This window comes from Enterobacter sp. UPMP2052 (assembly GCF_053709675.1).
Genome location: NZ_JBSKJR010000004.1, coordinates 183,737 through 206,134, shown reverse-complemented (window position 1 = coordinate 206,134; position 22,398 = coordinate 183,737). Strand labels below are relative to the sequence as shown.

Genomic DNA, 22,398 nt, shown 5'->3' with positions numbered 1-22,398 from the left:
TTAGTGTGCCGCTTCAATGAGCGACAGAGCATAGTCCAGTACTTTATCGCCACGCTGCATGCCGTAGTCCATCATCTCGATGGCCTGTACCGGAATGCCTTGCGTCGCCGCCTTGTCTGAGAGTGTCTTTAACATGTATTTCACCTGCGGTCCGAGAAGCACCACCTGGTAATGCGGAAACTGCGTGTCAAATTCGGACACGCCGTAGGCATCAATCTTGACCGGTAGCCCACGCGCATTCGCTTCTTCGACCATTTTGCTGACCAGCAGGCTGGTGGACATCCCGGCTGAACAACACAGCATAATCTTGAACATCGACATCCTTCCTCTAAATGTAAAAAGTTATTGCGAGGATGATTGGACATCATACGGAAACCGGTTTCCATTTATAAAAGACAGAAGTGTGACAGCTATCAAGAAGCGTTGATTATGGGGCTAATTATCACGATCGGTGTCACAAAATTTGGCGAGTTTTACATCAAATTGAGTGGAAACGGAAAATCGGTTTCCATGAAAAACGGAAACGGATATACTCCGTACTGGCTATAATGTGAGCCGTAGCGGAAATGGAATTTGCAGGTGCGCCAGGCCTGCCAGGGGAGAGAGATGTCTACAATCAACGATGTATCGCGTCTGGCCGGGGTGTCCAAAGCCACGGTATCACGGGTGTTGAGCGGATCGCGTGGCGTGAAAGAGGCCAGCCGCCAGGCCGTTTTAAAAGCGGTGGATGAGCTGAACTATCGTCCCAACGTGATTGCCCAGTCGCTGCTGAGCCAGTCAACGGGCTGTATCGGCGTGATTTGCGCCCAGGAGAATATCAACCAGACCACGGGTTATCTCTACGCGCTGGAAAAACACCTCAGCCAGCATCAAAAGCACCTGCTGCTGCGCTTTGCGCACACCAAAGCGGAAGTGATGCACGCCCTGGAAGAGCTCTCCTGTGGGTTATGCGATGACATTCTGGTGATTGGCGCGCGTTTCCCGCTGGATATCGAAATGGACAACGTCATCCTGGTTGACTGCATGGAAGCCGATAACGCCAACAGCATTCAGTTCGATCACGCCTTTGCCGCCGAAACGGCCTGCAACTTTCTCACCAGCCAGGGACGACGCCAGATTGCCCTGATCCACCCGCACGGCAGCGGTTTTGCCGATCAGGTGCTGCTCGGCTACAAGCACGCGCTGGAGAAAAACTTCCTGCCCTTTAACCGCAACCTTGTCTTTATGGACGCGACCTCGTCCTCTGTTGCGCTGCAGGAGTTACTCAACAATGCGAGCACGCTGAACTTCAACGCGCTGCTGGTGGTGGATGAACAAGAAGCCCAGCGGGTGATCCCGCAACTGCAGGCGTTTAATAAATCCGTTCCGGACGACATCATGGTCTTTAGCCTGGCCGGTTCGCTGCAGCTGCCGGGCATTCCGGTGATCCCGGCGATTGAATATTCCATGGACGCCATGGCAGCGCGCATCGTGAGCTGGCTGAATGAGAAAACGCAGATGCTGGGGTCGTACGTGCTGCGTGGGGATTTGATTATTCCGGAAAGACGTAAGCGCTGAGAAGGTGCAGGGTGCGTTTTGCCCGGCGGCGCTTATACGGTTTTGTAGGCCGGGTAAGCGCAGCGCCACCCGGCAATAAGCACGGGCTGTATCCTTAATAATCCTCCATACAATCCACCTGACTTACCGCGTCCCAGTAGCCGTCGAGGTTGTCGCGTTTCATGGCGGTGACGGCATTTTTGATCAGCAGCTGATTGGCCTCAGACGATAAAATCATCGCCTGCCACGCCTTGTCGCTCTGCTTCTTCTGCGGCGTGCAGGTTTTCTTAATGTCTTTCATCACCTGCTGTTTGATCTGGGCCTCTTTCGCCGGATTGTCCTTCTCCTGCGCGTGAACGAAGGCGGCAAACAGCATGCAGATGAGCAGGCAAACCAGGTGTGTAGCTTTCATCAATCCCTCCGGTCACGTCACAGGTTTTCTCTGAAATATATCGTTACATACAGTATGGCGACGCCAGCCAAAAGTATTAATTTTCTTTTTGACGCGTATGAGAATCACCCGCGCTGGTGGCGAGTGATTTATGTCGGTTAAGCTGTGAGAGATTCCGAGTGCGCGCAAACCAGGAGAACCCTATGCACCTGAACACGACAGACGCTGTCACCCCACAGGAAAAAGAAGAATTATTAACAGGGCTTCGTACCTATAACGGGCAATTTTTAGATCTCTCGACCTTTAGCGGCGATATTGGCGTTTATGTGCGAGACGACAAAGGCGTGATGCTGGGCGGCTTAATTGGCGTGCGCAAAGGCGACTGGCTGAACATTGAATACCTGTGGGTCAGCGACGCCGTGCGGGGCTCGGGCGTCGGCAGCCAGCTTATCAAAACGGCAGAGGACGAAGCCCGACGCAAAGGCGGCACCCACGCGCTGGTGGATACGGTCAGCTTCCAGGCGCGCCCGTTTTATGAAAAACAGGGTTATCAGCTGCAACTGTCTTTGCAGGATTATCCTTATCCGGGGATGCAGAGACACTATCTGACGAAAGCCCTTTAACCGCCGATCCCGCTACCCATCACGGCCAGCGCATGGCGCACAATACTCTCCGGCGAGAGGTCGCTTAGCCTCTCGTCGTTGCGCATTCTGGAGAAGGGCACCAGCACCAGGCTGAGCAGCGTGGTGAACAGCAGTTCAGGGGCCAGCGCCCGATTCAGTTTCCCTTCCGCCTGCCAGCGTTTAACGGTGGCGAGCGTCGCCTGATAATGCTCGTCGCCAAACCGCGCCTGCAGATGGGTGCGCAGTACCGGCATTTCGCCAATGACCTCCTGCATCCACAGTGGCGCAAACCAGCGATGCTGTTCCGCCAGTTCGGCGAGAACCTTGACCATCTCCGTGAGGGCGTTGACCGGTGAGTCTGCGTTTTCGACGAACAGCGCGCCGATCCTGCTGCGTAACGGCAGGAAACGCTCCTCTATCATCGCATCCAGTAACTGCTCCCTGGAGTTGAAGTAGTAGTGCAGCATCGCGGGCGTGACGCCGGCGTCTTTCGCAATCGCATTGAGCGAGGTGTTGGCAATCCCCTGACGGGAAAACAGGTTCAGGGCGATATCCAGCAGCTGTTCGCGGCTGGCCGCTGCGCGTTTGCCGCCGCGCGGACGACCGGGGCGGCGCGGTTCGGAATTGTCCTTTTGTGCTGGCATGGTCTGAGGATCTCTTGATCTTATTCATCACTTACATGAATATTAATTATCTCATTAATTAATTTCAAGCGATCTCTTAGGGAGTCCGACGTAATGACTCAACCTGCGCAAAACGCGCCGTCGATAAAGCTGCTGTTCAGCGCACTGCTGCTGGTGATGCTGCTTTCCGCGCTGGATCAGACCATCGTTTCCACGGCGCTGCCGACCATCGTTGGCGAACTGGGCGGGCTGGATAAGCTCTCCTGGGTGGTAACGGCCTATATTCTTAGCTCCACCATCGTGGTCCCGTTATACGGGAAATTTGGCGATCTGTTTGGCCGTAAAATCGTGCTGCAAATCGCGATCGTGCTGTTCCTTGCGGGGTCCGTACTCTGCGGGCTGGCGCAAAACATGACCCAGCTGGTGCTGATGCGTGCCCTGCAGGGACTGGGCGGTGGCGGGCTGATGGTGATCAGCATGGCCGCCGTGGCGGACGTTATCCCGCCTGCGGAACGTGGCCGTTATCAGGGGCTGTTTGGCGGCGTGTTTGGCCTGGCGACGGTCATCGGGCCGCTGATCGGCGGGTTTATCGTCCAGCACGCGTCGTGGCGCTGGATTTTTTACATCAACCTGCCGCTCGGCCTGTTTGCGCTGCTGGTGATTGGCGCCGTTTTTCAGGGCAGCGCCAGGCGCAATAAGCACGAAATTGATTATCTGGGGGCGATTTACCTCAGCATGGCGCTGCTGTGCATCATCCTGTTCACCACCGAAGGCGGGACGATACGCCCGTGGAGCGATCCGCAGCTGTGGTGCATCCTGGCCTTTGGCCTGACGGGTATCGCCGGGTTTATCTATGAAGAACGTCTGGCGTGGGAGCCGATTATTCCGCTGTCGCTGTTCCGCGACCGCAGCTTCCTGCTCTGCAGCCTGATCGGCTTTATCATCGGGATGTCGCTGTTTGGTTCGGTCACCTTCCTGCCGCTCTACCTGCAGGTGGTGAAAGATGCCACCCCAACGCAGGCCGGGCTTCAGCTGATCCCGCTGATGGGCGGTCTGCTGCTGACCTCGATTATCAGCGGTCGCATCATCAGCCGCACCGGGAAATACCGGCTGTTCCCGATCCTCGGCACGCTGCTGGGCGTGGTGGGGATGTGCCTGCTGACGCGCATTTCGATTCACTCTCCGACCTGGCAGCTGTACCTGTTTACCGGCGTGCTGGGTATGGGGCTTGGGCTGGTCATGCAGGTGCTGGTGCTGGCGGTGCAGAACAGTGTCTCTGTGGATCAATATGGCGTGGCAACCTCCGGGGTGACCCTGTTCCGCTCAATCGGTGGCGCGATAGGCGTTGCGCTGTTTGGCGCGGTGTTTACCCACGTTCTGCAGTCCGGCCTGGCAGAGCGTCTGCCGGAAGGGGCGGAGATGCCGCGCGAGCTTAACCCGACGGCGATCCATCATCTGCCGGATGCGCTCAGGCTGGGTTATCTTGATGCCTTCGGCTCCGCCATCCACGCGGTGTTCCTGCTGGCGGCCGCGATTATGGTGCTGGCGTTTGCGCTGTCGTGGTTTTTACGCGAGGCACCGCTACGACGCGGGCAGGCGCAAGGTTAAGGGTTCGGTTATTTATTGCGAGTCGCTTTCCTAATTTGACGCGTCACGCTTGTCTTGCCCTCTGGCGATGACGCATGCTTTGGCCTGGTCAATAAACCGACAGAGGTTGCCATGGAACGCAAAGCAAAACTGTTTAAAAGAGGGCGAAGCCAGGCGGTAATGCTGCCTGCTGAATTCACGTTTGATGCGGAGAGTGTTTATATCCGGCGGGATGACGACGGGAATGTGGTGCTGACGGCTATTTCAGAGAAAGCGCGACACAGAGAAATCTTTTTGCGTTTACTCAAGCAAACGCCGGTGCCGGATTCCTTCCTTAGCAAAGAGGAGCGTAATCAGAGCTATACGTCCAGGGATCCGTTAGAAGGGCTATAGTGATGCGGCATATGCTGGACACCAATATGGTTAGCCATCTCGTACGGCAACATCCTGAGGTGGTGAGCCAGTATTCGAAAATTGCACCGGATGACATGTGTATTTCAAGCGTAACGGAGGCGGAATTACTTTATGGCGTAGCCAAAAAGCATAGCCATAAACTCAAAGAAACCATTCTGGAATTTCTCAAAACCATCACCGTCTGCGATTGGGACAGCGAGGCCGCAGCCACCTACGGCGCGCTCCGTGCGGCGATGGAAAAGAGAGGCAACGTCATGGGCGATCTCGACCAGCTGATCGCTGCGCATGCCATCAGCCAGGGCACCACCATTGTCACGAACGATCGTGCCTTTCTGATGGTGCAGGAGTTAAGCGTGGAAGACTGGACGCACGCTGCCTGATGTTCCCCCCCTCTCCTGCAGGAGAGGGAAAATCCGCATATAACCTATCCTTCTTACTGATGCCTTTTCGTTTTTTAGCCAGCCGTCTCGTTGTCGATATAGTCACTGAAACATTTATCAAAAGGATATGTCTGGTGAAACTTCGATTGGGTGCGCTGGTTCTGGCGGGGCTGCTGTTGGCAGGATGCGATCGGGAAGGCAGCGATGCCAAACACATTAAGGTCGGCGTGATTAACGGTGCCGAGCAGGACGTGGCGGAAGTTGCGAAAAAGGTGGCGAAAGAGAAGTACGGCCTCGACGTAGAGCTGGTGGGCTTTAGCGGCTCGCTGCTGCCAAACGATGCCACCAACAGCGGCGAACTGGATGCCAACGTCTTCCAGCATCGCCCGTTCCTCGCGGAAGATAACAAAGCGCACGGCTATAAGCTGGTCGCGGTTGCGAATACCTTCGTTTTCCCGATGGCCGGTTACTCCCGCAAAATAAAAGCGGTGGATGACCTTAAAGATGGCGCAACCATTGCCATTCCAAACGATCCAACCAACCTCGGTCGCGCGCTGCTGTTGCTGCAAAAAGAGAAGCTGATTACGCTCAGGCCGGACGTTGGCCTGCTGCCGACGGCGCTGGATATTACTGCCAACCCGAAAAAGCTCAACATCATGGAGCTGGAAGGGGCGCAGCTCCCGCGCGTGCTGGACGATCCGAAAGTCGATGTCGCCATTATCAGCACCACCTACCTCCAGCAAACCGGGCTGTCACCGGTTCACGACAGCGTCTTTGTCGAAGATAAAAATTCGCCCTATGTGAACATTGTGGTGACGCGTGAAGACAACAAAGACGCAGAGAAGGTGAAGGAATTTATCCAGTCGTACCAGTCGCCTGAGGTGGCGAAGGCGGCGGAAAAAATCTTTAACGGTGGTGCCGTTCCGGGCTGGTAAGCCTCTTATACCGGCACCCGGGCATTAACGCGGCTCTCTGGCCAGAGAAAACCCTGGCCAAACTGCGCGCCCGTCGCACAGGCGCGCGCCAGATCCTGAGAGGTTTCAATGCCCTCAATGACGACCGCTTTTGCTATCCCGGCCCTGACGGACTGCACCAGGGCGGCAGGCCCCTCCTGCGCATGGAGCGCGGAGCGATCGATTTTCACACCGTCCAGCGGCAGCGCGAGGCGCACGTACTCCTCTGCCAGATCCCAGGTCAGGTCGTCCAGCCAGATTTTCCAGCCCGCCTGTTTGAGCTGGTTCAGCGCGTCATGGAAACGCCGTTGTTCAGCCTCGTTCATTCGGGTAAGGGTGAAGGGGTCCTGAATCTCAATCGTCAGCCGCTGCTGATGGCGTAACCTCAGCAGTAGCCCAATCGCCCGCGCGTCCAGGAAATGTTCCGCCAGCAGGTTGAGCCAGTAGTGACCGGCCCCGGGCATCTGCAAAAGCGTGTTGGCCTGCCAGAAAAAAATCTGCAGCGCACAGCGGGAGGGCAAGGTGGCAAAGAATGCCTCCAGATTGACGTTCGGGATCTCCACGAGAACTTCATGCGCCACCACCTGACCAGAACGTAAGTCGACCAGCGGCTGAAACCGCAGCCCGGAGATGCGCTGAAACACGGGGGAGGGAAGAACGGTATACATGACGGCCCTTCAAAAGACGAAAAAAAAGTTCCCGCGGACACGGGAACAAAAGGCAAACGACACACGGTCAAATGCTTAATTCAGTATCCAGCGAATGCTTTGGTAGAACGACGGGCCACGCACGGCCTTAAGTTTGTGCATCGCATTGTTCTTGTAGAAGTAAACCAGCCTGACGTTACAGCCCAACTGGCGGGCGATTTGCTTGGTTTTAAGGTTGCAGGAATAGCCGCGCAGCACGCTGGCCTCTTCACTGGAAAGCCTCGCCGGGGCGCGTTGCCGGGCAGTCATGCTCACGTTATACAGGCCGGAATCCGCCGGGGTCTGGCTCATCAGGATCTGCCACAGCGCTTTGATATCCCCCAGGGAGACCCTTTTACTGATCACGCCATCCACATGTTTATATTTCAAATAGCCGACGGACAGGGAATAAATATAGATTTTGGCCCCAGGCTGTTTCTCTTTCAGGCTTAAAATATCGTCATTGGTTGACACTTTGAAATCAAGCGTATTCAGCGGATCGTAAATAATAATGTCAAAGCGGCACTCGCTAAGCGCAAAATCGTCTATTTGGCTGAAGCCATGGAAAACGACCTCTTGCTGGGCATCCGGCTCGCGGTTTACCAGCCATTGCAGGCCAATCAGGGTGAATTCACAGCTATCAATGACGGCCACATGAATTGTTTTTTTGTTTGGCATTGGCATTCTCCTTTTGCTGAAAGAATCAGTCCATATACAGAGAAGGTGACTGCTTCGCCGTATCGTAAAGAGTAGCGAATCTCTTTTTAATATTTAAAGTCGATGGGGCTAAATGTAATTCACTGGAAATGACTGAGTAAAGAGAATGCTAATTATTAGGGGAAGATAAAATTGAAAAATCGTTTTAATGGGAAATATAATCTCTTTAATCTTTTATTAATCTGGTGCGCAGGTTTTTATCCTGTTAAATGCCATTAAGCCAGGATTCGGTTGGTGTAAAGTAGTGCTAATCCACGGTTTTAATGGGGGTTTTAAGCAGTTTACTTCAGAAAACCTCACGGGCGAAATAGGGTCGTAAGGTGATTTTGTCTTAATGCTAAAAAGCCTGTTAAGGATAAAATAGAAGAAATTCTATTATTCTAATAAAGTTGTTCAGATTTTTAGCATTCTGAAGGATAAAATCCTGGCGCGTAAGAGGTTGTGAGCGAGGGGGGCATAAACTATCATCGGTTTTTTCTTCACCACAATAACTCTGAAATGACATGATAAATAGTGAAAACCCCGTCAGGGTGATAGTGTTCTATAAAATAAATATCTTTCAGGAAATAATATCTTGTTCGCTTCAGAATATGCTTTCTGATTACTCGCTACATGTCACGATCGTGGAAACTGCGGATAAGTTGCTGGAAGCGCTTGCTGAAAATGAAGTGGATCTTGTTTTTACTGAATTTAATTATCTGCTTAATCACAAGGAGTGGAGTACGGAAACCAGCAGCCGGTTAAATATGTTGTGCAAGACCCGGAACGTCAGGCGCGTTCTTTTTGTGCCTGAGCTGCACTATGGGCTGTTGAAGAAAGTGCTGGAAATGAAGTTTGAATTGACCATTAGCCTGCAGGATGACATGGCGGAGCTGAAAAAAGAATTACAGACGCTGATGCAAACCCAGGAGCAAAAACCGGTCGTCTCAACCTGGCTTAAAGGGGCCATGCGCGCCGGCGCGCGCTCGCGTTCGGTGCTGTCTGCCAGAGAATGGGAGGTGATCCACCTTATCGTCGAAGGCTATACGATCACCGAAATCGCCAGTTATCGAAATCGTTCCGTAAGCACTATTGCTACGCAGAAACATAACGCGATGAAAAAGCTCAACATTTCTAGCCACAGCGAACTGATTAAGTATCTGAACACCGTGGGGAAGATGGGAAGCTAACCTTGTGAGCCGGAACGCACATCATTCCGGCCAGGTCAGATCAGGGATAGATGATGTTCAACGTCGCGGAGGTGTTGATCTTGCCCTGCGTCACTTTCGCGGGAGCCCAGGCGTAGTAGTACGCCGCCATCGGTATCGTGAAACGTTCGCTCAGCGCCGCCCCTGCTGCCACATTGAAAATCAGGGTGGCATTTCCACGGCTGGTGGTGGATGTCGAGAAAGTCACGGGCGTCTGGGGCGTATCCTGCTTGATGAGCCGTAGCCCGATGCCCTGCGCAGCGCTACTGCTGCTGTCGACCAGCACCGAATTGTCCGTGGATGACAGCTGTGTGCTGGAGAAAAACATCTCAATTGCCCGGTCTGAATTGCCGTTCACGCCCACGTTCTGACAGCTCATGTTCAGCGTAAAAGGCGTCAGCCCCGGCTGGGCGGAGGCGCTGAGCTGGGGAATACCCAGCGTCGGCAGGTTTACGGTCAACCCGGCGTTATCAAAAGAGCAGGTTGTCAGCTTAGGCGCATATTTGATGGTCATCGGCTGGCCAAACATATCGCGGTTATCGTAGGGCCACTGAAAACCGTTGAACAGCCACTGCACGATTTTCACCATCTGATTGATCGGCCAGGTGATGATCTCCCAGAAGGACATGCCGCTCATATCGCTGACGAACATGACGTCGCTCATGTTGGCCGTGTCGCCCGTAAGGGTGGTGCCGCTTTGGTTCACCAGCGTGAAGCGGACCGTAAAAGGGGTGTTCAGCTCGGCTGCGGTGTGGCTCCCGCCAGCCGCCAGCGTTTTATTGGCCTGGGTGCTGGTGATTTCCGCCCGCACCATGTACTTGTTATTGCTGAACCCCAGGATCGTGGCATATTTGCTGTCGGTAGAAAGAATCGGCGTATAGGAGAACTCGCTGTTGCCGGTTGTACAGTTAAAGGTACCGCTGTACTGCGTGGTAAAGCTCCCCGTCCAGGTTGGCGTCGCCGGGCTGAGTTTGTCCGATAAATCCACGCTGATCGGCGTGCCATAGACAATGCTGCCCCCGGAGCAGGTGGCGTAGCTGGCGGTACTCAGGCAGGCCAGCAGCAGAAAGGTGAAGAACCGTATCATAGTGATATTCCGTGATTAATGGCAAACAGAGGGCGGGCTGTTCAACCCCCACGCTGGCGAGGAAATTTCACACTTCCCGCCACGAAGATGAACGTTAAGCGTCTGCGGTGGCTGCTCGGCACGAATATAGAGAATGCTTGCCTGGCCGACGTATCCCACCGACTCACCGCGTTCATCCAGCACTTCGGTACCAAAAGGCAGCGGCTTGCCGTCCTGGCGCGTGGCCTGAAGCACCCAGGACTGACGTTTGTCGGTCTCAAAGCGGACGTAATTCACCGCGCCGTCATACGGGGCGACGTTTGCGATATTGCCGAGCACCTCTGCGCCCGTGCTGCCCGGCGTTTCGGACAAGGTGATAGAGTTTTTGCGATAAGGCGTGGCGTAGGGGACCAGCGCCACGCCGTCGTGGTTGGTCACGATACTTTCGTCGCCGTTGACCATCAGCCCTTCCGCCTGCGGCGCATCCACAATGGTCATGGTGGTGCCGGTTTCGTTGGAGGCGAGAACATGCCACGGGAACGCCACCAGGCTGCCGCGTCCGCTCAGCCCCGTTTGACGGTAGTCGGAAGATTCACTGTACGAGCCGCCGAGCGTCGCGAAGTTGGAGCGGTACGCCGTGTTAACGCTCGCGGTGTTATTTCCTCCCCGGGCGTTGCTGCCGGAAAGGGTGTAGCTCAGGCGGTTTGATTCCAGCGCGTTGCCGCTCATGCTGATGTTGCTCTGCTCATAATGGGAATCGCTGGCCGTCACGCTGGAGGTGATCCACGCGTTGTTGTCGAAGAGCGAGAACGGCAGGCTCAGGGAGAGGTAAAACCGCGTCTCCTCTTCGCTCTCACTGTTACGCACCCGGCTGGCCGACAGGGTATAGCTGGCGCGGCCAATGGCGTTGGAGTACCCCGCCTGATATTCGCGCGTGGTCTGCTGCGAGTTCCAGTAGTCGCGCTGCGTGCCGGAGACAAACACCGTGCCCCAGTTGTCAGCCAGGCGCTGGTTGAGGTTGAGCGTAAAGGTATTTTTAGGCTGGGCGGCGCGCAGGGCATCCCAGGTGCCCAGCGACATCTCCGGTGCAACGCCAAACTGGTCTTTGTAATCGTCGTACTGTTCTTTCAGACGCCGGTAGCCTTCGCGCGAATAGAGCGCATCGCTGAAGCTGTAATAGCCTTTGGTGGAGTAGCGGTAGGCCGCCAGCGTGAAGTTGGTGGCGGTGGTATCGATAAATTTGCTGTACGACACGCGAAAGCTCTGGCCGCTGTCGGTGCGATCCTGCAGCGTGGTTTTCGCGTGGGTGACGTCAACGGAAACGGCGCCAAAGGGCAGGTTCCAGCCCGTGCCGATCAGCCCGGCCTGATAGTTATCGCTGAGTATCGTTCCGGTGTAGCCGGTAATAAGGTTATTAAAGCCGTAGCGCAGGGTCGCCTGCAGGAAAGCGGGTTCGGCATCGAGCGTATTTTGATGGACTTTACCCGCCACCACGCTGTACTGGCTCACCCCCTGTTTTAACATACCGGGCACGGCGGAAAACGGAACCGTGAAGGATTGCTGTGAGCCGTCGGCCTCACGCACCACAACCAGCAGATCCCCGGCTGAACCGGTGGGCTGGATGCTGTCGAGCGTGAACTGGCCGGGCGGGACGTTTTCCTGATAGATCACGTTACCGTTCTGGATCACCTTGACCAGCGCATTGGTGCGCGCCACGCCATGCACCACCGGTGAAAAGCCCTGCTGCGAGTTGGGCCGCATTTTCATGTCTGACGCCAGCGAAACGCCGCGCACACGCAGGGAATCAAACAGATCGCCGGGGATATAAAAGTCGCCCATCGTCAGGTTTGATTTGATCCCGGCAAGCGGGCGGCGCAGGTAGCGGGTGTTGTTTTGCCAGCTGCTGTCGCCGCTGGCTGCCCTGCGCCAGGTGCTGCTGTCGCGAAATTGCCAGCCGAGCAGGTTCGCACCGGAATCCAGCCCGGCATAAAAATCATCATTGGTCTCTTTCGCCGACCCTTTTGCCCGGATGTTGTACCAGGTGGTGTTCCACGAGAGCATCAGCGCCGGGATCCCTTCGTCCCAGAACTGCGGCGCAATGTACCCCTCTTCGGTGCGTAATATCGCCGCCTGCGGAACGGTAAGCGCCAGGCTCAGGGTACTGGGATCGGTTTTAACTTCACCGCCCTGCACCAGGTCGTGCAGCTGCACCTGACCCTGGGGGATGGCGGGCGCGGGCAGGGATTTTGTGTTAATCCCCAGCGTTTGGGCATCCTTCCAGGCAAGCCGGATGTCATCGAGCTGCTCACCGTAGGTCACGTTATAACGCCCCTTCCAGCTCCCGTTGACGTAGATATCCATCTCCTGCTTACCCGCGGGCATGGCGTTGTTTTCGTAAAAACGTGACAAATCAGACTCACCGGATGCGCCAGCAAGCAGGGAAGGGTCAAACGACACCGCACCTGATTTATGCGAAAGCAGAAGCGAGCAGACTGCCAGAAGATAGAGCCTGTTTTGTTTCAATGTCATGGTGAGTCTTTCCGGTCACTGGCTGGTGAAGGTCCGTGTTTTGTAGGCACCCAGATCGTCTACGTACATCAGCTGGACGCTCTGGCCGCGTTTAACCTCGTTTTTTGTCGCTACGGTCAGTTGCCCAAAAGGCGAAACCATCGGCGATTCCTCGAGAAGCTTATTTTTGCCCCGGGAAATATTGGCGACCGTAATAAAGAACGGGCTGTTATTGCTGATGCGGAATTCATGCCCGTTGGCGACCAGCGTCAATTTTCCCACGGCGTCATCGAGCGTGCCCGTGAGCGATGCCGGACGATAAAAAAGCTTGATGCGGGACTTAATCGCCAGCTGAACGGTATTTTGGTTTTGCAGGTTTTCGGGTCTGGGTGGAATATCCAGAACGTTCAGGAAAAAGACCGATTCACGATCCGCAGGTAACGTTGCCGGCAATTTTTTAATGCGAAGCTGTTGACCGTTATGTTCGTTGACCTTAATGACCGGCGGAGATAACAGGAAGGGAACCTTTGCCGTTTCGGGGGTTGAATTAATATCGCCGTCATCAATCCAGGATTGCACCAGGGAAGGCGCATCGCCGGTATTGATTAACTGAACAATCACCTCTTTATTCTTTTCAGGATAAATAATTCGGGTGCCGTTAATGACAATATTGGCCCATGAGTGACCCGTGCTCAACAGCAGCATTGCCAGCAAAATAGCCTTACGCATGATTGAAACCTTTACAACAGGCTCTGCCAGAACAGAGCCTGAATAATGTGATATTACAGATAGGAAATGGTGTAGGTAACGTTAGAGCTTAAATCACCAACCGTCGCCGCGGTGGCGTTGGTTTTATAGTAATAAACATCCAGGGTCAGGGTTTCTGAATCTGGTGCTTTGGCCGTTCCCATAATATCGGTGGTGTAAGGCTGGTTCAGTGAAATAGGGGTAGAAGAACCCGGCTCCACTAATGCAAAACCAACGTTACGGGCAACGCTGGCATCGCTTTCATTGACGCTGTTATTCAGCAGGTATTTTCCGTCGGTGGAGATATTATCCGCACTGGAGAAGTACACTTTCAGTGGTGTACCGGTGGTGTCCGCCGCAGGTGAACAACCGGAGAAGGTCAGAGCGATGGATTTCTTATTTTTGGTAATCAGACCCACTGCGGTGCCAGCGTCTTTAACCGAAATTGGAGCGAGCGCAACGGTAAAATCAGCGCTTTTGCCGCCGTTAATGGTACAGGTGGTATCGGTAATGGCCCCGGTAAAGTTAATTACGCCACCCGCTGAGTTATCGGCGGCAACCGCGCTGGTAGAGGCAATGGCTGCGGCCAGCATTGAAACGGTCATGATCGATTTGAACATGATAAACTCCATAATGTTTGTTTTGTATAAGATGAATGTTATTTGCAGCGCAGCACGCGGTGACCGGGCCAGGCGCATAGCGACTTGAGATACAAGCCTTGACGAGATTATGTTGCATCAAAATGACACATAACAAAACATTATTCCGAAGAAACGAAGTAATCGAGATTATAATCTTGCTGTAAGGTTTTTTTTAAGATCATAACCCAAATGTTATCTTCCAAAGATTTTAATTAATGATTTAATAATCGTTAATTAATGAAGTTTTCTATATCCCCCCTCCAAATAATATTACATGACTTGACCCTACCCGCTTTAGACTTATTATTGCCAGGGAAATACAAAAACTTATAACAGTGGCGAAATAATATTATGAAGTATCTCATTGATCTTGCAATGCTTTATGAAGTGGACACCGGTATGATCATGGTTAATGGAGAAGAGGAATCTTCCATTAAGTTATCTAACCAGGCCGCACGTTTACTTTACGAACTTATCATCAATAATGGTAAAACTCTCGACAGAGATGACCTGATAAAAAAGGTCTGGGAGGAGCACGGCTTCTCGGGTTCTTCCGTCAGTCTTAATGTTGCCATAAGTGAAATTAGGAAAGCGTTTCGTATTTTGGGGCGCGATCCGATGCTGATTAAAACGATTCGTGGGAAAGGATTTAGCCTGGCGGCGCATATTGAACACCATACGGTAAGACCGCCGGTCGCGCCGCCCGTGCCCGAACTCCCTAAGGCTGATGAGACGGATTTGCTTATTCCGCAGCGCGATCCCGATCCCCCTAAACGATTTCACCATTTCCACACCCTGTTTATAACGCTATGTGTGGTGATGCTGGTCGTCATTGCCGGAATAGCGGGCTTTCTGATTTATCAAACCTCCTCCTCGGCGGACAGCCTGAAAGAATCTGACATTCATCTGCTCGGCAAAGTGGATCGCTGTACGGTATACCTGGTCGATAAGAACATGTTCGAGCCGCGACAATACTATTTTAACCGCGTGAAAGAGGTCATCGCGAGCCGGCACATCGACTGCGAACATCAAACGGCTGATGCGTACTATTCAAATTTCAAAAAATCGCAGATGGAAAACTATTTCCTTGCGGTTTGTTACCAGCAGGATAGCGTCGATGACTATAAGAATTGCCTTTCTTACAGAAGCCTGACCGGGAGTTAAAATATGTCAAGGACCAAGCTTAGTGTGTTATTGGGCGTCGTACTGCTGCTGTCAATCATTGCCTTAGCGTTGTTTTACTTTATGAGACCCCAGGAGACGGGATTTGGCTGTCAGTCAGATACGGTTTCCTGGAAAACGTATTCTACGGGTGACTCTACCGATATGTCGTTAACCACGCTATTTATGTTCAACAGTACCGATGCGATAACAGTTATCCATAAAGGTGTGCTGAGAAAGGATGGCAAAAGTTATCTGATCGACAGAAATTACCTTCTTAGCGTCGAGAAAATTGACGGGAGTAACATCTACTATATTACCGATAAAAAGCTGAACAAATCTGAAGATGATGCGGCACCCGATGGTGTCGTCAACGAAATGTTGCTCGACAATATCAACTTCTTTTATATCACCAGTGTAAAAAGACACGCATGGCTAATTAAGGGGCTGGTTTTGCCTGTAATGATGTGTGTTGCTGTTCCCACGTCCTGATAATTTCTCATCAGATAAGAATCGATGAATATCTATTATCCACCCAGTGGAATATTTATTCATTATGTAACAACAAGATACCAAGGGTGTATTTTTATATTCATCTTTTCACGCAGGTGAGTGAATTTTTCTGTATTGCCTCGCTATTTTCGGGCTGACTATACTCCGCCTCGAAAAAGGGGCACCCCCTTTTTATACATGTGGATTCTTTTTTGAAGGACTAAATAAATGAACAAACTGAACGCTATCGTTCTGGGCTCACTGCTGTCTGTTTCTGCCCTGAGCGCGGTTAACGCTGCTGAAACCACGGCCTCTGCAACCTGGCAGGCCTCTGCGACGAAAGACAGCGAATCCGATCTGGTGGTTACCCCGACGCGTGCTCTGAACTTTGCCTACAGCGCAAATACCAAATCATTCAACACCGATACCGGTCTGTTTGATGTGGCCATTCGCGGCGATCACTCTTCTGCCACGACGTTCAAACTCGAAGCCATCCTCGACGATTCAAACAACACCCTGTACAGCGTTGGCGGTGAAGCGACCAAGCTGAAAGTGGGTGCGCGTTGGGGCGGAAACGACCTGGGCTCCGTAGGCGGTACCGTAGGGGCGAAATCTACCGCGTGGACCACGCTGGTTGATTCATCTTCTAACACCGGCGTCTCTTCCGGCCTGTGGAACCTGACCACCAGCGCTGGCGCAGTGGCAGATACTGAAATCACCGGCCAGGACAAATTCGTCTTCTACGTTGATTCCGCTCAGGACAACGCTGGCGCGAAGAAAGAGTTCAAAGACCTGACCAACAGCCTGTGGGAAGGTACCGTGTCCGTTGCGTTCCGCGCAACCTGGGGCTAAGGCCTGACAGATCCAGGGGCGCAAGCCCCTGTTTAGGGAAATATCATGTTTAGCCTCAAATCTGCCATTTTCTTCTTACTGTTCGTCTCCTCTTCCGCGCTGGCAATTAACGTCGGCAAAATCACCACCATTATTCCTGCCGACGCGGATTCCACGTCGAAGGAATTAAAAAACGAAGCGGACAGCGTACGTATTGTCTCCATTAGCGCGCAGCGTATCAGCAGCCCGATGGATGAAGGCGTGGTGATTAACCCCGAGAAAGTGGACGAGCTCTTGCTCACCCCCACGCGCATGGTGATGCCCGCTGGCACCAGCAATATCGTCAAATTTTACTACCACGGTAACGCCGACAATAAAGAGCGCTACTACCGCATCACCTTTGTCGATGAAGGGGTGAGCGAAGAGCTGGACAACGCTGCGCAAAAGAACGGTAAAGGGATGACCCGCGCCGTGGTGAGCACCATCCTCGTGGTTCAGCCCCGCGACAAAAAAGTCGATTTCGTTTACGTGGCGGGAAAGATCACCAACAAGGGCAACACGTCGTTTCGCGTCAACGCAACGGGGACCTGCCTGAAGCCGAACCCGGACTCCCCGACCACGCCTTGTACCAAAAACTTCTACCTGATGCCCAATACCTCGCGTGCTATCGAGGATATCAACGTGACGGACAACCATTTTCATCTCGGAATTTGGGACCTGAAACAGTTCATACCTGTTAAGTAAGGATGCATGGTGAAAAATAAATTAGTGTTGCCGGTGCTGATGGCTTGCGCATCCGGCACGCTGCCCGCGCTCGCGTCTGCCGCTCCAGGCTCCGTGGTTATCGCTAATTACCGTTTTCCCGACGCGCTTTATGGATTACTGGAGCAGGGGATCAAAATCCCCGTCTATTTAGTCAATACGCGATCAGAGACAGCAACGCAGGGAAGCGACGGCAGCAATACGCATGAATACGTGCGTATCGGTGATGTGACCCTTTTCGCGAAAGATCTCAAGCTCGGGCTGCGTGACGTGCAGGTCCAGGAGTCTGATAACGGCATTCGCCTCTCGAAAGAGATGCGCAAGCTACTGAAAAGCATCAATAACAAGCAGTTTGACGACCAGATGCGGATCCCCGTCAGCGCGGGATCGTCGTTTACGCTCGATCAAAAGAAGATGCGCCTGCTGCTGAACCTGTCGAAGAACGACTATGGGGTGAATATTCGTCCACGCGAAGTGGATATTGACGCCCCCGAGTCGGACGACCTGAGCGGCACCTTCTCTTATAACCTCGGGGCTTACCACACCGAGAGCGGTTACGGCGACGGCTGGTCCTCCGGGTATCTGAATGCGAAAAGCTGGATCTCGATGGGGGTTGATCACCTGCTCATCGACGGCTCAGGCTATGTGAACGAGAACAGCAGCGATACCCAGATGAATGCGGCCATGTGGGAGCGCGACTACCAGGGCATGCGCTACGCCGCAGGGATGCTCAACGGCTGGGCGATGCAGTCTCTCGCCAGCGTGAGCGGCATCGCCGGGGGGGAAGTGTACGGCGTGTCGGTGGGCAACCAGGCCAACTCGCGCAAGCGTGACAATACGCTCTCCCTGACGCCGGTGGTGGTGTACTTCCCCACGGCGGGTGAGGCGCGCATTCGCCGCGACGGCCAGCTGATCGGCATTCAGCGCTTTGACGTCGGCAACCATGAGATTGACACCAGCAGCCTGCCTTACGGGATCTACAACGTTGAGGTGGAAGTGGTTAGCGGCAGCCGCACCGTGTCGCGCAGCATGTACTCCATCAATAAACCCTTCTCCAGCAACGTGTCGGAAACGCTGCGCTGGCAGATGTGGGGCGGCCTCTACAGCCGCGATAAATCCGTCGTTAACTATAAAAAATACGCTAAGCGCAAAAACGAGCAGGACAATACCTGGTACTACGATTACAACACCAAACATAAAGACACCATGTCGCTGGTCGGGGCGTCGTTCAGCAAGCGCAGCGGGATGGTCGACTGGAATGCCTCGGCGTACATGATGCGCGAGCACGCGGTCAGCGAACTGTGGGCCTCGCTTAACCTGACGAACATGCTCTCGGTCAATACCCAGACGATGGCGGCCACCGATGGCACCTACCGTGCGAACTATGGCGTGAACCTCAGCCTGCCGTGGCAGATTGGTTCGGTCTGGTACTCCCACGAGCAGCTCTCCAGCGGCAAGTTCCTCGATATCTATGAAAGCAAGGGCAACACCTGGGGGGCGTCGTTGAGCTTGCCCTCCTTCGGATTACCTTCTGCGGGCAACCTGAGCGTGATGCGCCAGGAAGACAAAATGTATCGCTATAAACGCGATCAGCTGGATTATTCCCAGGGGCTGTATGCCGGGCGATACGGTACCGCGCGCCTGCGCGTCGGATTGTCGCGCAACAAATACGAAGGGTATTACGAAGAGAAAGATCGCTACGTGATGCTCGACTTCTCTATTCCTCTCGGAAATAGCGTGTCGGTGGGCGTTTCCCATAACCGCGACACTGGCACGGCGCTCAACGTAAGCGCCAGCCGCCAGTTCGACGGCGATTACCTGAAATCGGCCACCGCCAACGTTTCGAAGGCGTTTAACAGCACCTACGATCGCAGCGTGAGCGGCGGCGGCAGCGTGAACTTTGATACGCCGTGGAACAGCAACATCCTCAGCGTGCAGAGCGGCATGAGCAAAGGCTGGAACTCCACCCTGACCAGCGACGGTAGCGTAGGCTGGTCGAAAGAGGCCATCGCCGCCGGGAAAGGGACCGACAGCGCGGGGGTGATCGTCAGCACCGGTCTTAAATCCGACGAAGCGCTCACCCTGAAGCTCAATGGCCGGGCGGAGCGGATAAAAGGGGATAAAACCTGGCTGTCGCTGCCTGCCTATCAGGCTTACGACCTCGAAGTGATGAACAGTGAAACCGGCACCGAAAGCTATGAGATTGGCGCGAACGCGCGTCGCCACATCACGGTTTACCCGGGTAACACAGTGGTGATGAAGCCGCAGGTGAAGAAAATCGTCACGCTGTTTGGCCGGCTGGTGGACGCCAACGGCTCCCCGATTGGTGAGACGCAAATCAAAAACCACGTCGGCCTGACCCGCACGGAAAACGACGGACGCTTTGTGATTGATGTGGATAAAAACAATCCGATTCTGAGCATTGCCACGCCGGACGACAGCGTCTGTGAGGTGCGCCTGGACATCGAGTCCAACCGCGGCGCGCTGTGGCTGGGGGACATCTCCTGCGATAAGGGCAATTACGTCTGGCAGGAAGCAAAAGGAACACGGGAACGTGACGATGAAAAAGATATTCGCTCTTAATTTGCTCCTGATGAGCGCGGCGGCTCAGGCGCAGCAGTTGCCCTATTTCGCCATTAATAATCCCGACAACAACGGGACGGGGAATACCGCAGGGCTGTTTAGCCTGAACAGCACCTCGACTGCCTTTTTACACGGTTCGCGCGAGTGGCCGACGCTGAGCGCAAAGGCCAACAACGGGGTCGCCACCTACATCCCGGATAACAGCTATAGCGGGCCTGCGGGCAGTGCGTTGACGATTAACTTTTCCGTCACCGGCTCCAGCGCCTCGCCGTTTTTTAAAGGGACGTCGTGCTCATCGAGCTGCGGTACCGCCGGCTACACGCCGACCACCAGCTACAGCGACACGTCGATGGTGGTGAAGCCGCCGGTGATGGAGCCGGGGACCTCCTATGGCCGCTGGGTGTTGGGCGATCCGTTCTTTAACGCGCTGCTCAACGCCGCGCCGGGTGACGAGGTGACCATTACCTCCACGCCGCAAACGTCGTCCATCAACAAAGTGACGACCACCAACACGCTGCACAAGGTGGGGACGATGACGATGACCAACTCCCGGGAGTTGGACCTGGGAATTGACCCGATCAGCGGCGAGGTCACGATTGTTGACGGGTCGACGGAGGCCGCCTGCACCAAATACACCCGAAATACGATATCGGGGGTGCTGTGCGACCTGATGGAATACACCTTTATCGGCGAGGATGTTACCGGCTACAGCCCTGGACTGGCGCTCACCTCATCACGCGTGAACAGCGTGCTGCAGTCGCACATGAGCGGCGGCACTGGCCTGGCCGCCGAGCTGACGTTTGATGAGAGCAACTGGTACAGCATCTCCGGCGGTATCCAGAGCGATACCCGCGTGCTGGCACAAACCTTCCTCGCAGCACCGCAAAAAAACGGCGGCAAAGCCTACCTCAAAATCTTTTTGCCAAAGGCGCTGATTTTGAGCGTGGCGCAGGCGGGTGACGGCACCGGCATTGGCAATATCGTTAGCCTGTGCCTGACGCCGGGCAACAGCTCGCTGGCGGCGGACTTCTGCTTCCAGCCGGGGGGCGGCGTGGTGATCAACCCGATCGAGCCGGGGCTGGAGATTGTGCCGGATAACCCTGACTATACGCTCGACCCGAACGGCCTGGGCGGGTCCGGCACGGGGATCATTGGCGAAACGCCCATTGAGATCCCCTACACCATTACCTACAGCGGCGCACAAAGCGATGCCGCCGTGGCGGTAACGGTCAAAGTGACCGGGCCAACGCGGAGCCTGAACGGAGTGGATTACTGCGCCTTCAGCGGCAACGGTTTTACCGTCCCGATCCCGGGCAACGTGCTGGTGGGCAAAAGCCAGACGCTGCTGGCGCATAACTGCAAAGGCGAGGTCCTCCAGGTACCAGCACCTGCCACCCACGCGTCCGAGTGGGACAAAATGAGCTCCGGGGTCACGGACCTGTGGCTGTGGAAAACGCCGCTGGTACTGCAGTTTGTGATGGATAACCCGGTATCGAAAACAACCTATGACGGGAATGACTGGTTTGGCGAAGTAACCGCGCAAGGGAAAATAGACGTCAGTGCATCCTGGAATTAAACGAATATGACTGCAAAAATCCTGGCTATTTTCGCAATAAATTGCTTCATTTCTTTCGGGGCAAATGCTTTAATTATCGAAAGTCTGAATATTGATTTTTTGCCAGAAAAGGAAGTTGTTTTTCAGCCTATAAAAAACGATACCAGTGAAAGGCAGAATTATACTGTCTCACTTATCCAGGTAGACGTCCCTAAACAAAAAGGGAAAGAGACTGAAATAAAAGATGGCGAGCTGATGTTCTCGCCAAAACAATTGACGCTGGGGAGCGGCGAGCGCGCCGGGTTTAAGTTTTACTATACCGGCCCGCACGACGATAAAGAGCGTTATTATCGCGTAAAATTCACCGAGACGCCGCTACAGGCGCGGGTTGTAATGAGTAAAGGCCAACGCATTCAGTCGGATGTGGTGGTTTCGCTTGAGGCGATTTTGATTGTCCGTCCGTGGACAAGACATTTTGATTATGCGTTTAGCAACGGGGTGGTAAGCAATACGGGGAATACCTATTTTAAATATGTTTCCTCGGTCGGGTGCAGCACGCAATATAACAACTCAAAATATCTTCCACCGGGACAACGGCTGGAAATAGATAATGCCGGGCAGCCAGCAAGGCGGATGATTATTTATGGAAATAAAATTATTCCGCTTTCTACCTGCCCGTAGCAACCGCTTTCCTTCATAAAAGGAAATTACCCTTTGGCCTAAAGCCAAAGATCTCAATCAACAGGAGAATAAAATGAAAGCGATTTCATTCACAGAAGCGAAAGACATTATCGGTGGCGCGCTGAACCCGTTCGCGGGTCTGGTTAAAGGTGCACAGCTGGGTTACGACACTGGCGCAGGCATCATGGGTATGGTGGGCGGCGTTGTTGGCGGGATCCTGGGTGGCGCAATGGGCTTCCTTGGCTCGCTGGTTGGCAGCTACAACTAATTCACG

At 54.0% G+C, this 22,398-nt stretch carries 24 protein-coding genes; 15 read left to right on the top strand and 9 right to left on the bottom strand.

The window, feature by feature from the left end:
* The gene (locus ACWKX3_RS14575; protein WP_042321291.1) at positions 1-315 is read right to left on the bottom strand and encodes a PTS sugar transporter subunit IIB; all 315 of its coding nucleotides are present in this window, start codon (positions 313-315) and stop codon (positions 1-3) included.
* Positions 316-606: 291 nt separating this feature from the next.
* On the opposite strand from ACWKX3_RS14575, the gene ACWKX3_RS14570 reads away from it, so the two are divergent.
* A complete protein-coding gene (locus tag ACWKX3_RS14570) occupies positions 607-1,557 on the top strand; it encodes a LacI family DNA-binding transcriptional regulator (RefSeq protein WP_088208951.1) in 951 nt (316 codons plus the stop codon).
* A gap of 94 nt (positions 1,558-1,651) precedes the next feature.
* Here ACWKX3_RS14570 and ACWKX3_RS14565 read toward each other — a convergent pair whose 3' ends face one another.
* Positions 1,652-1,948, bottom strand: a complete 297-nt coding sequence (locus ACWKX3_RS14565) for a YicS family protein (RefSeq protein WP_088208952.1) — start codon at positions 1,946-1,948, stop codon at positions 1,652-1,654.
* Positions 1,949-2,130: 182 nt separating this feature from the next.
* On the opposite strand from ACWKX3_RS14565, the gene ACWKX3_RS14560 reads away from it, so the two are divergent.
* Positions 2,131-2,550, top strand: a complete 420-nt coding sequence (locus tag ACWKX3_RS14560) for a GNAT family N-acetyltransferase (protein ID WP_454542004.1) — start codon at positions 2,131-2,133, stop codon at positions 2,548-2,550.
* Here the strand turns inward: ACWKX3_RS14560 and ACWKX3_RS14555 are convergent.
* Entirely contained in the window at positions 2,547-3,194 is a 648-nt protein-coding gene (locus ACWKX3_RS14555; protein WP_088208959.1) for a TetR/AcrR family transcriptional regulator, read from the bottom strand. The two genes, ACWKX3_RS14560 and ACWKX3_RS14555, sit on opposite strands and share 4 nt — an antisense overlap.
* 93 nt (positions 3,195-3,287) lie before the next feature.
* Between ACWKX3_RS14555 and ACWKX3_RS14550 the strand changes: the two genes are divergently transcribed.
* From ACWKX3_RS14550 to nlpA, 4 genes are all read left to right on the top strand, one after another.
* Positions 3,288-4,781: an MDR family MFS transporter gene (locus ACWKX3_RS14550; protein ID WP_102891881.1), complete on the top strand. Its 1,494-nt coding sequence runs from the start codon at positions 3,288-3,290 to the stop codon at positions 4,779-4,781.
* A 111-nt stretch (positions 4,782-4,892) separates the two neighbouring features.
* Entirely contained in the window at positions 4,893-5,153 is a 261-nt protein-coding gene (locus ACWKX3_RS14545) for an antitoxin (RefSeq protein WP_137273024.1), read from the top strand.
* A gap of 2 nt (positions 5,154-5,155) precedes the next feature.
* On the top strand, positions 5,156-5,554 hold the full coding sequence (locus ACWKX3_RS14540) for a type II toxin-antitoxin system VapC family toxin (protein WP_282484725.1): 399 nt from the start codon (positions 5,156-5,158) through the stop codon (positions 5,552-5,554).
* A 134-nt stretch (positions 5,555-5,688) separates the two neighbouring features.
* The gene (gene nlpA / locus ACWKX3_RS14535) at positions 5,689-6,489 is read left to right on the top strand and encodes a lipoprotein NlpA (RefSeq protein WP_101736742.1); all 801 of its coding nucleotides are present in this window, start codon (positions 5,689-5,691) and stop codon (positions 6,487-6,489) included.
* Between the two features lie 5 nt (positions 6,490-6,494).
* Here the strand turns inward: nlpA and ACWKX3_RS14530 are convergent, their stop codons facing one another.
* Complete coding sequence (locus tag ACWKX3_RS14530; RefSeq protein ID WP_102891873.1) at positions 6,495-7,175, bottom strand: EAL domain-containing protein; 681 nt, start codon at positions 7,173-7,175, stop codon at positions 6,495-6,497.
* 75 nt (positions 7,176-7,250) lie between these two features.
* Positions 7,251-7,871: a LuxR C-terminal-related transcriptional regulator gene (locus ACWKX3_RS14525; protein ID WP_102891870.1), complete on the bottom strand. Its 621-nt coding sequence runs from the start codon at positions 7,869-7,871 to the stop codon at positions 7,251-7,253.
* 542 nt (positions 7,872-8,413) lie between these two features.
* On the opposite strand from ACWKX3_RS14525, the gene ACWKX3_RS14520 reads away from it, so the two are divergent.
* Positions 8,414-9,079 (top strand): LuxR C-terminal-related transcriptional regulator, encoded by a 666-nt coding sequence (locus tag ACWKX3_RS14520; RefSeq protein ID WP_006177655.1) that lies wholly within the window; start codon positions 8,414-8,416, stop codon positions 9,077-9,079.
* Positions 9,080-9,119: 40 nt separating this feature from the next.
* Here the strand turns inward: ACWKX3_RS14520 and ACWKX3_RS14515 are convergent, their stop codons facing one another.
* The 4 genes from ACWKX3_RS14515 to ACWKX3_RS14500 are packed head-to-tail and all read right to left on the bottom strand — an operon-like array spanning position 9,120 to position 14,038.
* The gene (locus tag ACWKX3_RS14515; RefSeq protein ID WP_006177656.1) at positions 9,120-10,184 is read right to left on the bottom strand and encodes a fimbrial protein; all 1,065 of its coding nucleotides are present in this window, start codon (positions 10,182-10,184) and stop codon (positions 9,120-9,122) included.
* Between the two features lie 15 nt (positions 10,185-10,199).
* Positions 10,200-12,692, bottom strand: a complete 2,493-nt coding sequence (locus tag ACWKX3_RS14510; protein WP_454542003.1) for a fimbria/pilus outer membrane usher protein — start codon at positions 12,690-12,692, stop codon at positions 10,200-10,202.
* A gap of 15 nt (positions 12,693-12,707) precedes the next feature.
* Entirely contained in the window at positions 12,708-13,400 is a 693-nt protein-coding gene (locus ACWKX3_RS14505) for a fimbrial biogenesis chaperone (protein ID WP_454542002.1), read from the bottom strand.
* Positions 13,401-13,453: 53 nt separating this feature from the next.
* Positions 13,454-14,038, bottom strand: coding sequence for a fimbrial protein (locus ACWKX3_RS14500; RefSeq protein ID WP_337279042.1), 585 nt, complete (start codon positions 14,036-14,038; stop codon positions 13,454-13,456).
* 372 nt (positions 14,039-14,410) lie between these two features.
* Between ACWKX3_RS14500 and ACWKX3_RS14495 the strand changes: the two genes are divergently transcribed.
* The 8 genes from ACWKX3_RS14495 to ACWKX3_RS14460 all read left to right on the top strand — a co-directional run bounded on the left by ACWKX3_RS14495 (position 14,411) and on the right by ACWKX3_RS14460 (position 22,392).
* A complete protein-coding gene (locus ACWKX3_RS14495) occupies positions 14,411-15,223 on the top strand; it encodes a winged helix-turn-helix domain-containing protein (protein ID WP_454542001.1) in 813 nt (270 codons plus the stop codon).
* A gap of 3 nt (positions 15,224-15,226) precedes the next feature.
* On the top strand, positions 15,227-15,712 hold the full coding sequence (locus ACWKX3_RS14490) for a hypothetical protein (RefSeq protein WP_006177661.1): 486 nt from the start codon (positions 15,227-15,229) through the stop codon (positions 15,710-15,712).
* Between the two features lie 228 nt (positions 15,713-15,940).
* Positions 15,941-16,564, top strand: coding sequence for a common pilus major fimbrillin subunit EcpA (locus ACWKX3_RS14485; RefSeq protein WP_454542000.1), 624 nt, complete (start codon positions 15,941-15,943; stop codon positions 16,562-16,564).
* A 45-nt stretch (positions 16,565-16,609) separates the two neighbouring features.
* Positions 16,610-17,287, top strand: coding sequence for an EcpB family pilus assembly chaperone (locus tag ACWKX3_RS14480; protein WP_220710849.1), 678 nt, complete (start codon positions 16,610-16,612; stop codon positions 17,285-17,287).
* Positions 17,288-17,293: 6 nt separating this feature from the next.
* Positions 17,294-19,888, top strand: a complete 2,595-nt coding sequence (locus ACWKX3_RS14475) for a CS1-pili formation C-terminal domain-containing protein (RefSeq protein ID WP_220710848.1) — start codon at positions 17,294-17,296, stop codon at positions 19,886-19,888.
* Positions 19,866-21,464, top strand: coding sequence for a receptor (locus ACWKX3_RS14470; protein WP_454541999.1), 1,599 nt, complete (start codon positions 19,866-19,868; stop codon positions 21,462-21,464). The genes ACWKX3_RS14475 and ACWKX3_RS14470 overlap by 23 nt, the downstream gene beginning before the upstream one ends.
* 6 nt (positions 21,465-21,470) lie before the next feature.
* Positions 21,471-22,124: a hypothetical protein gene (locus ACWKX3_RS14465; RefSeq protein ID WP_006177666.1), complete on the top strand. Its 654-nt coding sequence runs from the start codon at positions 21,471-21,473 to the stop codon at positions 22,122-22,124.
* A gap of 73 nt (positions 22,125-22,197) precedes the next feature.
* Positions 22,198-22,392 (top strand): hypothetical protein, encoded by a 195-nt coding sequence (locus tag ACWKX3_RS14460; protein ID WP_454541998.1) that lies wholly within the window; start codon positions 22,198-22,200, stop codon positions 22,390-22,392.
* Positions 22,393-22,398: the final 6 nt, after the last annotated feature.